This window comes from Providencia sp. PROV033 (assembly GCF_028484855.1).
Taxonomy (GTDB): Bacteria; Pseudomonadota; Gammaproteobacteria; order Enterobacterales; family Enterobacteriaceae; genus Providencia; species Providencia alcalifaciens.
Map to the genome: position 1 here is coordinate 18,470 of NZ_JAMPSW010000009.1, position 14,684 is coordinate 33,153.

Consider the following 14,684-nt stretch of genomic DNA (forward strand, 5'->3'; position numbering starts at 1 on the left):
GTATTAAAAATTAGCTTGTGTTAATACTTTAAGCCTGTTTTTATTGAGACTCTTTTAATGAACAACGTTATTTTTCGTTTCTTTTTTTACTTTAGCACCTGAATCTCGGGGGCTTTTGCGTATAGCGAGTAGAATAGAAACGAAAAGTTACGCTAAAGCCTCCGTCAGGAGGCTTTTTTGTTTTTGGTTTAACAGAAAATACAGTAAAATCAGTCAAGTATTCATATCTCATTAAATATGATTTGTGAAATTTAGTGAATAACTAGCAAAAGACCGAGTGGTCATAAAGGGGAAACAATGCCACATCTCGCTGAATTGGTTGCACAGGCAAAAGCAGCCATTGAACAGGCACAAGATGTTGCGACGTTAGAGTCAGTGCGTGTTGAATTTTTAGGCAAAAGCGGCCACTTCACACTCCAGATGAAAACGTTGCGTGATCTGCCTGCGGACGAACGCCCAGCAGCAGGGGCTGTGATTAATGAAGCTAAGGTCCAAGTTCAAGATGCACTGAACGCCCGTAAAGATGCAATGCAAGCGGATATTCTGAATGCACGCTTGTCATCAGAAAAAATTGACGTTTCATTACCAGGGCGCCGTATGGAAAATGGCGGGTTACACCCAGTAACTCGTACCATTCAGCGAATTGAAGAGTTTTTTGGTGAGTTAGGTTTCTCTGTTGAGACCGGACCCGAAATCGAAGATGACTATCATAACTTTGATGCACTAAACATTCCTGCTCATCACCCTGCGCGTGCAGACCACGATACTTTTTGGTTTGATGCAAAACGTCTATTACGTACTCAAACGTCAGGCGTGCAAATTCGTACCATGAATGGTCAGCAACCACCAATCCGTATTATTGCGCCTGGTCGTGTTTATCGTAATGACTACGACCAGACTCATACCCCAATGTTCCATCAAACTGAAGGTCTGATTGTTGATAAAGACATTAGCTTTACCAATTTAAAAGGCACACTTCATGACTTCCTGAACAACTTCTTTGAAGAAGAGGTTCAAGTGCGTTTCCGTCCATCTTATTTCCCATTTACAGAGCCTTCAGCTGAAGTTGACGTGATGGGTAAAAATGGTAAATGGTTGGAAGTATTAGGTTGCGGTATGGTGCATCCAAATGTATTACGCAATGTTGGTATTGACCCTGAAGTCTACTCCGGATTTGCATTTGGTATGGGAATGGAGCGTTTAACCATGTTGCGTTATGGCGTTTCTGACCTTCGTGCATTTTTCGAAAACGATCTTCGTTTCCTCAAACAGTTTAAATAAGGCGGGTCTATCTCATGAAATTCAGTGAACTATGGTTACGCGAATGGGTGAACCCGGCGGTAAGTAGTGAAGAATTATCAGACCAAATCACGATGGCTGGTCTGGAAGTTGATGGTGTTGAAACTGTCGCAGGGCAATTTCACGGTGTAGTTGTCGGGGAAGTTGTTGAATGCGGACAGCATCCTAATGCCGACAAACTTCGTGTCACCAAAGTTAACGTAGGTGGCGATCGTTTATTAGATATCGTTTGTGGTGCACCAAATTGCCGTCAAGGCTTACGTGTTGCTGTTGCAACGGTCGGTGCGGTATTGCCAGGCGATTTCAAAATTAAAGCAGCCAAATTACGTGGCGAGCCATCTGAAGGAATGCTGTGCTCTTATTCTGAGTTGGGTATTTCTGATGATCACAGCGGTATTATTGAATTGCCACAAGATGCTGTTATTGGTACTGATATTCGTGAGTATCTAAAATTAGATGATCATGCAATTGAAATCAGTATTACTCCAAACCGTGCTGACTGTTTAAGTATTTTAGGTGTGGCACGTGATGTTGCGGTGATCAACAAATTAGATTTAGTTGAACCTGCGATCACTCCGGTTGCTAGCACCATTAAAGAGACTTTCCCTATCCGTGTTGAAGCGCCTGCGGCATGCCCACGTTTCTTAGGTCGTGTTATCAAGAATATCGATGTTAGCGCGCCGACACCAATGTGGATGAAAGAAAAGTTACGTCGTGGCGGTGTTCGTTCTATTGATGCAGTTGTGGATATTACAAACTATGTTCTGCTGGAATTAGGTCAACCACAACATGCTTACGACTTAGACCGTTTAAACGGTTCTATCATTGTCCGTATGGCAAAAGATGAAGAGAAGCTGGTTCTGCTAGATGGCACTGAAGCTACTTTGAAATCGGATACTCTGGTGATTGCCGATGAGTCTCAAGCTCTGGGTATCGCGGGGATTTTTGGTGGTGAGCATTCTGGTGTTAACGCCGAAACTAAAAATATTTTATTAGAGTGCGCATTCTTCGAACCACTGGCGATTACCGGTCGTGCACGTAATTATGGTTTGCACACCGACGCATCCCATCGTTTTGAACGCGGTGTTGACTCACAGTTGCAATTTAAAGCAATGGAGCGTGCAACTGCGTTGATCGTGGAAATTTGTGGCGGTGAAGTTGGTGAAATCATTGATGTTTCTAGTGAAGCACATTTACCAAAAGCGGCAAATATTAAACTGACTCGTAAAAAATTAGATCGTTTAATTGGTCACGTGATTGCGGATGATATCGTCACTGATATTTTGACGCGTTTAGGTTGCCAAGTACAAGTTTCCGCCGATTGTTGGGACGTTGTTGCTCCAAGCTGGCGCTTCGATATGCAAATCGAAGAAGATTTAGTGGAAGAAGTTGCTCGCGTATATGGGTATAACAATATTCCTGACGTTCCTCTGCGTGCTGACTTGATCATGACAGATCATAAAGAAGCGGATTTACCGCTGAAACGCATTAAAGCGATGCTGGTTGACCGTGGTTATCAAGAAGCGATTACGTATAGCTTTGTTGATCCTAAAGTTCAAAGTTTGTTACACCCTCAAGAAGAGGTGCTGAGCCTGCCAAATCCAATTTCAGCCGACATGTCTGCTATGCGTTTGTCGTTGTTGACTGGTTTATTAGGAACGGTGGTCTATAATCAAAATCGTCAACAAAATAGAATTCGTTTATTTGAGACTGGTCTGCGCTTTACACCTGATAATCAAGCAGAATATGGGATCCGTCAGGAAAACATGCTGGCGGGTGTGATCACGGGCAATAAATTTGATGAACATTGGTCATTAGATAAACAAGTTGTTGACTTCTTTGATTTAAAAGGTGATCTTGAAGCTGTTTTTGAATTGACTGGAAAACTAAATCAAATTACATTTAAATCTGAAGCTCATCCAGCATTACATCCTGGGCAAAGTGCTGGGATTTATCTGGAAAATGAACATATTGGTTTTATTGGTGTTGTTCACCCAGAGTTAGAACGTAAACTCGATTTAAATGGTAGAACAGTCGTGTTTGAAGTTCGTACTGATGCAATCGCACAGCGTGTTATTCCAGAAGCGAAAGCGATTTCGCGTTATCCGTCGAACCGTCGTGACATTGCTGTGGTTGTGCCAGAAAATGTAGCAGCTGCCGAAGTTTTAGCAGAATGTAAAAAAGTTGGCATAAATCATATAGTTGGCATAAACTTATTTGATGTGTATTGTGGTGAGGGGATAGCAGAAGGTTATAAGAGCCTCGCTATCAGTCTCGTCTTCCAAGATACCCAGCGTACCATGGAAGAAGAAGAGATTACCGCGACCGTTGATCTGTGTGTTGCTGCGTTAAAACAGCGATTCCAAGCCTCCTTGAGGGACTAAACTTATGGCGCTTACTAAAGCTGAAATGTCAGAAAATTTGTTTGAAAAGCTAGGTGTTAGCAAACGTGATGCGAAAGACCTTGTTGAAACTTTCTTTGAAGAGGTTCGCCTTTCCTTAGAAAATGGTGAGCAAGTTAAATTATCTGGATTCGGTAACTTTGATTTACGTGATAAAAATCAACGTCCCGGTCGTAACCCTAAAACTGGGGAAGATATTCCAATTACTGCTCGCCGTGTTGTCACCTTCCGCCCTGGCCAAAAATTAAAAAGCCGTGTGGAAAGAGCAACCCCAAAAGAGTAATCCTATTCTCTGAATAGCAGAGTAATAAAAAAGACCGCCTAGGCGGTCTTTTGTTTTTAAGTAAAAAACATTTTTTTAAAGACGATGAAATGTACTTTTTTCTTGATGGATTAACGCAGCAAGATAATTTTCTGCTAGCTGAGTTGCCGCAGCTTCTTTTTCGAGCTCAGCAAGAGCGTTTTGGCTATTATGTTGCGAGGCGTTGCTTGTGTTAATTAAGTGTGGCGCGAACATCATAGCTAAATTTCTGATGGACATTTTATGGGATGCTTCATCATTGGAAATAAGAGCGCAAAAGCGAGTAATAAGTTGTAATGTTAATGGCGGTGGTGCCAAGCGGCTCAACACACGGTGGATCCTGTTATCACTGTTTTTTAAAATCAAAGGGGTCTTATTTTTTAATTGCTCGTTACTTTTAATTTGTTGAGTTACATCCTCTTTGTTTTTTACTGCATCAGCACACGCTTGTAAATCACCAAATGAAATATCTGATTTGAAGTCAATGTTGTTATTTTTTCTAAGCGATTCTCCAGCTATTTTTTTAAACGTACTGGTTAATGTTGTTAAAGGATAGTGCTCTAGTTGTGTCAGATGCTCATGGCCATTCTTTGGGTCATTTACCTTATTAAAGAGTTTATTGATGTCAGTTTCGGTACCTGAAGTACGAAAGATTCCTTGACTCGTTGCATATTCCTGATGTTTAAGAATCGCACAACCTAACAGGTTAATTGTACGGTTTTTCTCTCTATCTATGTCAGAAAGACGCTCATCATTATTAATGAGCTCAACATTCCTTTGTTGCAATTTAGTGGTTTGGTTTTTCGTGTTTTTTCTGCTAGCTGGGCTTTATGTTGCGCGACTTTATGTAGTGCAGCAGCTTTTGCAGCATCGGCTCGAGGATTTCCAGTTAAGCTCGCTTTAGATATAGTTTCATCTTGATGTGGTAAGCTTTTTGTGGAAGTTTCATGTGTAAAGGAAACTGTGCGTGACAATGCATCCTTGTTTGGAAGGCTAATCATAACCAAGGGTTCATCTGAAACGGTTTTTTTATGGTTGGCTTGTTTGTTTTGGCTACTAAAAAATAAAGAAAAAAAGCTAGCAAATAATTGAGTTACTTTCTTTATTGATGTTTTAAAATGACTGCTAGCCTTATCCCCAGTTTGGTCCACCTCTTTTGTGTTATATGCAGAAAGTTGCGATTTGGAAGAATGGTTAACTGTAGTTTGTGCCATGTGTAACCCCTTATAGTGGTTAAGAGTAAAAAATTGGCAGTATTTTAAATTTTTTTTTATGTTCTCTCTTATATAAAACGCGCTTGTTTTTTAACAAGAAATAATTATTGTAAACGTCATGACTATTTCCTTGAAAAAATTAAAAAAACAGCAATGTCAATCTGATATGGGGTTGATTTTTTTGTTGTTACTGAGTCTTTTTATCATTGTTATACTATCGCTCAGTGCAGGAGAAGTTTGGTATTGGCCGAGTCAATGGATGGATGATTCTGCACAATTATTTGTCTGGCAAATTCGATTGCCGAGATTGTTTGCCGTGGTGATTATTGGTGCTGCATTAGCGGTTACTGGTGCGATCATGCAGGCGTTATTCGAAAATCCTCTTGCAGAGCCGGGCTTACTCGGGGTCAGTAATGGCGCTGGCGTCGCTGTGGTTTTTACCGTCTTGATTTCATCAGGGGTGGTTAATTATTGGGTTCTGAGCTTCAGTGCAATAGCGGGGGCATTGATTCTTACTGGTATTCTTTTGTATTTTGCTCGCCGTAAAAATATCAATAATACTAGCCTACTATTGGTTGGTGTTGCTCTTGGCGTGATCAGTGGTGCCTGTATGACGTGGATGGTTTATATGAGCAGCAATTTAGATTTACGCCAATTGTTGTATTGGATGATGGGAAGCTTTAGCGGCGTGGATTGGCGTCAAATAGGGTTAATTATTGCTTGTCTTCCTTTCTTATTTTGGGCAATGCGACAGGGTAAAATTTTAAATTATTTATTACTGGGTGATATTCAATCTTACCAATTGGGTGTTTCTACTCATCGATGGCGGTTAATATTAATTATCATTACCGGAATACTAATTGGGTTTAGTGTCGCAGTGGCGGGTGCCATTAGTTTTATTGGGTTGGTTATCCCGCATATATTAAGGCTAAGCGGTATAACGGATAACCGCTTTTTATTACCCGCTTGTGCAGTTGCTGGTGCGCTATGTTTATTAATTGCAGATTTGTTGTCTCGGTTATTGATAGACAATGCGGAAATTCCGATAGGGGTGATTACGGCAACTTTAGGTGCACCGGTTTTTATCTATTTATTAGTCAAAAATCACGCTTGGCGGCAATGATATGAATAAAACATGGGTGATTGAAACTCAAAATTTAAAGGTGGAACATCGGTTATCTGGGATTAGCCAATGTGTTTCTGCTGGCGAGCAAATACACCTCTTAGGTGCGAATGGTGCAGGAAAAAGCACATTGTTAGCCGCTCTGAGTGGTTGCATCACCTATACAGGAACGATTCTTCTCAATAACCTGAATTTAGAAAATTATACTGTTCAAGCGCTTTCAACGTGTCGAGCTTATTTAACACAGCAAGCAAGCACTTTACCAAGCCTAAAAGTATTTCAATACTTAACCTTGTTTATTGGACAGAAATTAATTCCACCGGTTATTTTTAGTGAAATATGTTCTGATTTCCAACTTACGTCATTATTGTCTAAGCCAATTAATCAATTATCTGGTGGAGAATGGCAGCGAATTCGGATTGTTGCTGTATTTTTGCAGGTTTGGGATCAGGATTGTTTGAGCGGAAAAATAATCTTATTTGATGAACCAATAAACAATTTAGATATTATTCAGCAAGGAATGCTAGATAAATGGGTGAAATGTTTTTGTCATTGCGCAGGAACAGTTATAATGAGTGGACATAATCTTAGTCATTCATATAAAAATGCAAGTCGAATTTGGATGATTAAGAAAGGTGCAATTATCTATGCAGGTGAGCCTGACGATGTAATGACAGAAAGTCATTTGTCAGAAGTATTTATGGCTGATATAAAACTCAGCCAAAGCTCATCAGAGAAAGTATGGCAAATTATTAATCATACTAATTAGCTAATCGTGTTCTTATTGCCCGTATCACGGCAATTTATTGCAGTAATGATGACTGGTGTTGAGGTTCGGTTAAAGTAAATTTAACTAGAATATCCTATTCATAATGAAATTAGGCTACAAACAATATGAGCAATTTCCTTCCGTTTTCAAAACCAGCAATCGGGGATGAAGAGGTTAAGGCAGTAGAAAACGTTCTGCGTTCAGGCTGGATTACCACGGGTCCACAGAATCATCAATTAGAAGAAGATTTCTGTAAGCGCTATGGTTGCAAGCATGCAATTGCACTTGCATCGGCGACAGCTGGCATGCATGTTGTTTTAATGGCATTGGGCATAGGTCCAGGCGATGAGGTTATTACGCCATCACAAACGTGGGTTTCCACTATCAATATGATCGAGTTGCTGGGTGCAACGCCTGTCATGATTGATGTTGATCGTGATACCTTAATGATTAAGCCAGAAGCAGTAGAAAAAGCCTTAACAAGTAAAACGAAGGCAATTATCCCTGTGCACTATGCGGGAGCGCCTTGCGATTTAGATGCACTGCGTGCTATTGCTCAACAAGCGGGCGTTTTCCTCATTGAAGATGCAGCTCATGCGGTTGGAACACGTTATAAGAATGAGTGGATTGGTGAAAAGGGGACTGCCATTTTTTCATTCCACGCGATTAAAAACGTGACATGTGCGGAAGGTGGCTTAGTCGCCACAGATGATGATGCACTTGCTCAGCGCGTTCGTGCATTGAAATTCCACGGCTTAGGTGTGGATGCATTTGATCGTCAGATGCAAGGTCGAAAACCGCAAGCGGAAGTGGTTGAGCCCGGCTTCAAGTATAACTTATCCGATATTCATGCTGCCATTGCTGTCGTACAATTGTCTCGTGTTGAGTATTTAAATCAACGTCGAGCCGAATTAACGGCTCGTTACCGTGAATTACTAAAAGACTCTCCATTACAGATGTTATCTGTGCCAGAATACCCTCATTTGCATGCAAACCACTTGTTTATGGTGCGTGTTGATAAATCTGTTTGTGGTATTGACCGCGATACATTTATGGAGAAGTTAAAAGAGCATAATATTGGTACGGGTTTACATTTCCGTGCAGCTCATACACAAAAATATTACCGCGAAAAATACCCAGAGCTGTCATTACCAGAATCAACATGGAATAGCGCAACACTTTGCTCGTTGCCTTTATTCCCAGACATGACTGACGCCGATGTTGAACGGGTAGTGAGTGCGATTAATACAGTCCTTTTGGAGTCAAAATAGTGTCATTAGCTGATGAATTTGATGAGATTAAAAAAGTCTCAGTCGTAATCCCTGTTTATAACGAAGAGCAAAGTTTGCCTCAATTGTTAGAACGTACGATTAAATCCTGTAAACAACTCACTCAGTCTTATGAACTGATTTTGGTTGATGATGGAAGTAGCGATCGTTCAGCAAAAATGCTGGTGGAAGCCGCAGAAAATCCAGATAATCATGTGATTGCGATCATTTTGAACCGTAACTATGGTCAACACTCTGCTATTATGGCGGGTTTCAATCAAGCTGATGGTGACTTAGTCATCACTCTTGATGCCGACTTACAGAACCCACCGGAAGAAATCCCGCGTTTAGTGCAAACCGCGTCTCAAGGCTATGATGTTGTTGGCACTCGTCGTGCGAATCGTCAAGACTCTTGGTTCCGTAAAACTGCATCAAAAATGATCAATGCGATGATCACCAAAGCAACAGGTCGTTCAATGGGTGACTATGGTTGTATGTTGCGTGCTTATCGTCGACATATTATTGAAGCCATGCTCCAATGTCATGAACGCAGTACATTTATTCCTATTTTAGCGAATACTTTTGCACGTAGAACCATTGAAATTGATGTAGCGCATGCTGAGCGTGAGTTTGGTGATTCAAAATACAGCTTTATGAAGCTGATTAATTTAATGTATGACTTATTAACGTGCTTAACCACTGCACCTCTGCGTTTGTTAAGTGTTGTTGGTAGCATTATCGCTGCGGGGGGTTTTGTACTGGCAGTGCTGTTAATTGTTTTACGTCTACTGTTCGGCGCGAGCTGGGCTGCAGACGGCGTATTTACACTGTTTGCGATACTCTTTATGTTTATCGGCGCGCAGTTTGTTGCTATGGGATTATTGGGCGAATACATCGGTAGGATCTATAATGATGTGCGCGCGAGACCTCGTTATTTTATTCAAAAAGTCGTCGGAGCAGACCTTAAATCCGACAAAAATCAGGAAGAAAACTAATGAAAGCTATTGTTTTTGCCTATCATGATATTGGCTGTGTAGGGATAAAAGCGCTTGAGAAAGCGGGTTTTGATATTCAGGCAGTATTTACTCACACTGATGATCCAAATGAAAACCACTTTTACTCTTCTGTAGCTCGTGTCAGTGCAGATATGGAACTTCCTGTTTTCGCTCCAGAAAACGTTAACCACCCACTGTGGATTGAACGTATTCGTGAGATGAAACCTGATGTGATTTTCTCTTTCTACTATCGCGATATGTTAAGCGAAGAACTATTAGCATTAGCACCGAAAGGCGCGTTCAACTTGCATGGTTCTTTACTGCCAAAATACCGTGGTCGTGCACCAATCAACTGGGCGCTGTTAAACGGCGAAAGCGAAACAGGCGTAACGTTGCACAAGATGGTTGCTAAAGCTGATGCTGGCGATATCGTGGCTCAAGAGAAAGTGGCTATCACCGATACCGATACTGCACTGACTTTACACGCTAAAGTCCGTGAAGCTGCGGAAGTTCTGTTGGATAAAACCCTGCCATTAATCGAAGCAGGCAGCTACAAAACAACGGCACAAGATGAAAGCCAAGCGAGCTACTTTGGTCGCCGTAGTGCGGATGATGGTCAAATCGACTGGAACCGTAGCGCGAAAGAAATTAACTGCTTGATTCGTGCAGTAACAGAACCATACCCAGGCGCATTCACCTATTTAGGTGCGCGTAAAATGATTATATGGCGTGCGCGTGTATTAGACGATAACCAAGGTAAAGCAGCAGGTACCGTATTGTCTAGCGACCCACTGCGTATCGCATGTGGTCAAGGCGCACTGGAAATCGTTAGCGGTCAAAGCGAAACTGGTCTGTACATGCAAGGCAACCGCCTAGCTAACGAAATGGGCATCGTAACTGACGTTCGCGTTGGTGCTAAACCAACTGCACAAGTTAAGCGTCGTAAACGTGTTCTGATCTTAGGTGTGAACGGCTTTATCGGTAACCACTTAACTGAGCGTCTGTTACAAGATGACAACTACGATATCTATGGTATGGATATTGGCTCATCTGCGATTGAACGTTTCATTGGTAACCCACGTTTCCACTTCATTGAAGGTGACGTGAGCATCCACACTGAGTGGATTGAGTACCACATCAAAAAATGTGACGTTATTCTGCCACTGGTTGCTATCGCGACGCCAATCGAATATACCCGTAACCCACTGCGTGTATTCGAATTAGACTTCGAAGAAAACCTGAAAGTTGTTCGTTACTGTGTGAAATACAACAAACGCATCATCTTCCCATCAACTTCCGAAGTTTACGGTATGTGTGATGATAAAGAATTTGATGAAGATGAATCTCGTTTGATCGTCGGTCCAATCAACAAACAACGTTGGATTTACTCGGTTTCTAAACAGTTACTTGACCGAGTGATCTGGGCATACGGTGCGAAAGAAGGCCTGAAATTCACCTTATTCCGTCCATTTAACTGGATGGGACCACGTTTAGACAGCCTAAACTCTGCACGTATTGGTAGCTCACGCGCGATTACTCAGTTGATCCTGAACTTAGTTGAAGGTTCACCAATCAAGTTAGTAGACGGTGGTGCTCAAAAACGCTGCTTCACAGATATCAAAGATGGTATCGAAGCACTGTTCCGCATCATTGAAAACAAAGACGGCAAATGTGATGGTCAAATCATCAACATCGGTAACCCAACTAACGAAGCAAGTATTCGTCAGTTAGCGGAAATGCTGTTAGAAAGCTTCGAAAAACATCCAGCTCGTAGCAAGTTCCCTCCATTTGCTGGCTTCCGTGAAATCGAAAGTGCTAGCTACTATGGTCAAGGTTACCAAGATGTCGAGCATCGTAAACCAAGTGTTGAAAACGCACGTCGTTTACTTGACTGGGTTCCGACTATCGATATGAAAGATACCATTGAAGAAACATTAGACTTCTTCTTACAGGGTGCTGTAGAAGAGCTGGAAAGCAAAAAATAATGAAAAAAGTTGGCTTGAGAATCGATGTGGACACCTATCAAGGTACATTGAAAGGGGTTCCTCAATTACTTAAAGTGCTCAAAGAGCATGATATTCAGGCCAGCTTTTTCTTCAGTGTAGGACCCGATAATATGGGGCGCCATTTATGGCGCCTTTTGCGTCCTAAATTTCTGTGGAAAATGCTACGGTCGAATGCGGCATCTTTGTATGGTTTAGATATTTTACTGGCGGGTACTGCGTGGCCAGGTAAAAAAATCGCCAAAGATCTAGGCTATTTGATGAAACAAACCTTGGACGCTGGGCATGAAGTCGGCTTACATGCGTGGGATCATCAAGGGTGGCAAGCTAAGGTGGCTAAATGGAGCGAGGCTCAACTCACTGAACAAGTGAAATTGGGTGTCGACGCACTGCACAACGCAACAGGTCAACGAGTCACTTGTTCAGCGGTAGCAGGGTGGCGTGGTGACGAGCGTGTACTCGAAGTTAAACAAGGGTTTAATTTTGACTACAACAGCGACTGTCGTGGAAAATTCCCATTTAGACCTATCTTGCGTGATGGTTCTTTGGGTACGGTTCAAATTCCGGTGACATTACCAACCTACGATGAAGTCGTCGGCACGGTAGTCACTGATGAAGAATTTAATGATTTTATTCTTCAAGCAATAAAAGATGACCAAGGTATTCCGGTTTACACTATCCATACGGAAGTTGAAGGAATGTCAAAGTCACAACAATTTTCACAATTATTGGAACGAATTAAGCAAGAAGAAATCCAATTCTGTACATTAAGTGAATTGTTGCCTGAAGACATCAATATGCTTCCAAAAGGAAGAGTGGTTCGCGCCCCATTCCCGGGACGAGAAGGTTGGCTGGGCTGCCAAGAAGAGGAATAAAATACCCATGTTGAATAACCGAGCGAGCAAAGTAGGAGCCTCTCTGCTGGCTCTTTTTTTTGTCTTGACCTATTTGTTGCCGTTGAACAGCCGTTTACTTTGGCAGCCGGATGAGACTCGTTACGCAGAAATCAGTCGCGAAATGTTGCAACGCGGTGACTGGATCGTGCCGTATATGCTGGATATTCGCTATTTTGAAAAACCAGTGGCAGGGTATTGGATCAACAATATTAGCCAAATGATTTTTGGTGATACTAACTTTGCCGTTCGCTTTGGTTCAGTTTTCTGTATTTTATTGAGTACGTTGCTTGTGTATCGCATGGCAAAAATGATGTGGCGTAATAGTCATGTGGCTTATGTGGCAAGCTTCATTTATATCTCGATGTTCCTCGTATTTGCCGTGGGAACCTACAGCGTCCTCGATCCCATGTTGTCTTTATGGATTACTGCTAGCATGTTTTGCTGCTTATGGGCGATGAAAGCCCGAGAGGTAAAAACCAAACTTGCAGCATGGAGTGCACTTGGTTTAGCCTGTGGAATGGCATTCATGACCAAAGGCTTCTTAGCCTTAGCCATTCCCGTTATCGTGATGCTCCCTATTACGTTGTATCAAAAACGTTTTCTTGAAATGCTGAAATATGGTCCTCTGGCGATTATCACTGCAGTGATCATCAGTTTGCCGTGGGCTTTAGCCATCGCTAAACAAGAACCAGACTACTGGAATTACTTCTTCTGGATTGAGCATATTAAACGCTTCACGGCTGATGATGCCCAACACCTTGAGCCATTTTGGTACTATATTCCTATCATTTTACTAGGTGCAATTCCGTGGACTGGTTTACTGCCTGGTGCCTTGGTTAAGGGGTGGAAAGAGCGAAAATCAAGCCCAGATATGTTCTTCTTATTATGTTGGTTCGTGGTCCCCGTGATTTTCTTTAGTATTTCACGCGGAAAATTACCAACCTATATGCTGCCATTTATGGGTCCATTGGCACTGCTAATGGCGAAATATGGTGTCGACTGTGTACGTAATGGCACGATGAAGGCATTGAAAGCCAATGGAATTATCAACATAGTGCTTGGAATCGCGGCGGTGATCGCGGTGATTATCGTCAGCAGTGTAATCAAAAAACCATTATATGAGCATGATGAATGGTCAAAAATGGTGCTGGGTGTTGTGGCGTTTTCAATTTGGGCAATCATTGGGTATCTCTGTACAGTTCTGAATGCCAAATATTGGTTATGGGCGGCTTCTTGCTCGTTAGCTGTCAGTTTATGCATTGGTAGCGCATTACCTAATAATACGATTGATTCGAAATTACCACAGAATTTTATTCACCAAAATCATGACCTTCTGATGGATAGCCGCTATTTGATGGCGAGTAATGTTGGGGTGGCAGCCGGTTTGGCATGGGAAACTAAAAATTCGAACATTTACCTCTACAACAGTAGTGGCGAATTGACTTATGGTTTGAAATACCCTGACAGTGCGCATCGCTTAGTAAAACCCGATGAATTTGCCGCATGGTTAGCGAAGGCTCGTCAAGAAGGGCAGGTTACGGTGGTATTCTTGCTAGGTAAGAAAGAAGGATTGCCAGATATTCCGAAACCGGATGAAGTGATCAAAAATTCTCGCATGGCGATAGTGGTTTATCATAAACAATGATAGCGCAATTATTTTTATTACTCCTTGTCAGTATTCTGACTTGTGTGGGGCAAATTGCCCAAAAGCAAGCGGTAGTGACTTGGCAAGGCGAAAAACAGAACAAAGCCGCATCCGCCATTCGTTGGCTGGTGCTGGCTGTTTTTATGCTGGGTCTGGGCATGTTGTTTTGGCTTAAGTTATTGGAGACGATGCCATTAAGTATTGCTTATCCGATGCTCAGCATTAATTTTGTGTTAGTCACGCTGATAGGGCAATTTGTCTACCATGAGCAAACTGGGTTGAATCATTGGCTTGGGGTTGTTTCTATCATGGTAGGGATATTACTAATGAGTATAAGCGTATGAATAAAGGCTACTTATGGGTGCTTGGTAGTGCGTTATTAGTGACTGTCGCTCAACTGAGTTTAAAAGCCGGCGTTGTCGAACTCCCTTCTTTTTCCTTAGGGTGGCACTGGCTACAGCGAGAATGGCTGATGGCTAATGCGGTAAGCTTAGGGATTATTTTTGTTGGGCTAGTTTGTTATGCATTATCGATGTTGTGTTGGCTATTTGCGTTGAAATATATCGCATTAAATAAAGCCTATCCGCTGATCAGTTTAAGCTATGTATTTGTCTATATACTGGCGGTAGTGTTGCCATGGTTTAATGAACCAGCAACAGGGTTAAAAGCAGCAGGAATTGCATTTATCTTATTAGGTGTATGGCTGATTAGCCGCCCTTCCAAGCAGTTAACTAAAAAAGCGGAATAGTTCCAGATAATTAGCCTTAAG

15 protein-coding genes and 1 other annotated feature are annotated in these 14,684 nt (G+C 42.0%); of the genes, 13 read left to right on the top strand and 2 right to left on the bottom strand.

The features are described from left to right. Positions 1 to 51: 51 nt before the first annotated feature. Positions 52 to 182 (top strand) — a sequence feature (Phe leader region). The 4 genes from pheM to ihfA all read left to right on the top strand — a co-directional run bounded on the left by pheM (position 58) and on the right by ihfA (position 3,984). Next, a complete protein-coding gene (gene pheM / locus PSF16_RS03430; protein WP_126437459.1) occupies positions 58 to 102 on the top strand; it encodes a pheST operon leader peptide PheM in 45 nt (14 codons plus the stop codon). It overlaps the preceding feature by 45 nt. A 115-nt stretch (positions 183 to 297) precedes the next feature. Then, positions 298 to 1,281 carry a phenylalanine--tRNA ligase subunit alpha gene (gene pheS / locus PSF16_RS03435; RefSeq protein ID WP_006659452.1) on the top strand — a complete coding sequence of 328 codons (984 nt, stop codon included), beginning with the start codon at positions 298 to 300 and terminating at the stop codon, positions 1,279 to 1,281. A 14-nt stretch (positions 1,282 to 1,295) separates the two neighbouring features. Further along, the gene (pheT, locus tag PSF16_RS03440) at positions 1,296 to 3,683 is read left to right on the top strand and encodes a phenylalanine--tRNA ligase subunit beta (protein WP_272688771.1); all 2,388 of its coding nucleotides are present in this window, start codon (positions 1,296 to 1,298) and stop codon (positions 3,681 to 3,683) included. Between the two features lie 4 nt (positions 3,684 to 3,687). Next, positions 3,688 to 3,984, top strand: a complete 297-nt coding sequence (ihfA, locus tag PSF16_RS03445; RefSeq protein ID WP_006659454.1) for an integration host factor subunit alpha — start codon at positions 3,688 to 3,690, stop codon at positions 3,982 to 3,984. A gap of 75 nt (positions 3,985 to 4,059) precedes the next feature. Here ihfA and PSF16_RS03450 read toward each other — a convergent pair whose 3' ends face one another. Together PSF16_RS03450 and PSF16_RS03455 are read right to left on the bottom strand one after the other, a co-directional pair. After that, positions 4,060 to 4,788 carry a RhoGAP domain-containing protein gene (locus PSF16_RS03450; protein WP_272688772.1) on the bottom strand — a complete coding sequence of 243 codons (729 nt, stop codon included), beginning with the start codon at positions 4,786 to 4,788 and terminating at the stop codon, positions 4,060 to 4,062. Beyond that, on the bottom strand, positions 4,734 to 5,216 hold the full coding sequence (locus PSF16_RS03455; protein ID WP_272688773.1) for a hypothetical protein: 483 nt from the start codon (positions 5,214 to 5,216) through the stop codon (positions 4,734 to 4,736). Before PSF16_RS03455 ends, PSF16_RS03450 begins: the two co-directional genes overlap by 55 nt. A gap of 118 nt (positions 5,217 to 5,334) precedes the next feature. On the opposite strand from PSF16_RS03455, the gene btuC reads away from it, so the two are divergent. From btuC to arnF, 9 genes are all read left to right on the top strand, one after another. After that, complete coding sequence (gene btuC / locus PSF16_RS03460) at positions 5,335 to 6,339, top strand: vitamin B12 ABC transporter permease BtuC (RefSeq protein ID WP_272688774.1); 1,005 nt, start codon at positions 5,335 to 5,337, stop codon at positions 6,337 to 6,339. Between the two features lies 1 nt (position 6,340). After that, on the top strand, positions 6,341 to 7,108 hold the full coding sequence (locus PSF16_RS03465; protein ID WP_272688775.1) for a vitamin B12 ABC transporter ATP-binding protein BtuD: 768 nt from the start codon (positions 6,341 to 6,343) through the stop codon (positions 7,106 to 7,108). 125 nt (positions 7,109 to 7,233) lie between these two features. Beyond that, entirely contained in the window at positions 7,234 to 8,379 is a 1,146-nt protein-coding gene (gene arnB / locus PSF16_RS03470) for a UDP-4-amino-4-deoxy-L-arabinose aminotransferase (RefSeq protein WP_006659458.1), read from the top strand. Beyond that, on the top strand, positions 8,379 to 9,371 hold the full coding sequence (arnC, locus tag PSF16_RS03475) for an undecaprenyl-phosphate 4-deoxy-4-formamido-L-arabinose transferase (protein WP_006659459.1): 993 nt from the start codon (positions 8,379 to 8,381) through the stop codon (positions 9,369 to 9,371). Before arnB ends, arnC begins: the two co-directional genes overlap by 1 nt. After that, a complete protein-coding gene (gene arnA / locus PSF16_RS03480; protein ID WP_006659460.1) occupies positions 9,371 to 11,356 on the top strand; it encodes a bifunctional UDP-4-amino-4-deoxy-L-arabinose formyltransferase/UDP-glucuronic acid oxidase ArnA in 1,986 nt (661 codons plus the stop codon). The genes arnC and arnA overlap by 1 nt, the downstream gene beginning before the upstream one ends. Then, positions 11,356 to 12,249, top strand: coding sequence for a 4-deoxy-4-formamido-L-arabinose-phosphoundecaprenol deformylase (arnD, locus tag PSF16_RS03485; protein WP_006659461.1), 894 nt, complete (start codon positions 11,356 to 11,358; stop codon positions 12,247 to 12,249). Before arnA ends, arnD begins: the two co-directional genes overlap by 1 nt. Positions 12,250 to 12,256: 7 nt before the next feature. Beyond that, positions 12,257 to 13,915: a lipid IV(A) 4-amino-4-deoxy-L-arabinosyltransferase gene (gene arnT / locus PSF16_RS03490; protein WP_006659462.1), complete on the top strand. Its 1,659-nt coding sequence runs from the start codon at positions 12,257 to 12,259 to the stop codon at positions 13,913 to 13,915. Next, complete coding sequence (gene arnE / locus PSF16_RS03495) at positions 13,912 to 14,259, top strand: 4-amino-4-deoxy-L-arabinose-phosphoundecaprenol flippase subunit ArnE (RefSeq protein ID WP_006659463.1); 348 nt, start codon at positions 13,912 to 13,914, stop codon at positions 14,257 to 14,259. The genes arnT and arnE overlap by 4 nt, the downstream gene beginning before the upstream one ends. Then, on the top strand, positions 14,256 to 14,663 hold the full coding sequence (gene arnF, locus PSF16_RS03500; protein ID WP_006659464.1) for a 4-amino-4-deoxy-L-arabinose-phosphoundecaprenol flippase subunit ArnF: 408 nt from the start codon (positions 14,256 to 14,258) through the stop codon (positions 14,661 to 14,663). Before arnE ends, arnF begins: the two co-directional genes overlap by 4 nt. The last annotated feature ends 21 nt before the right edge of the window (positions 14,664 to 14,684 follow it).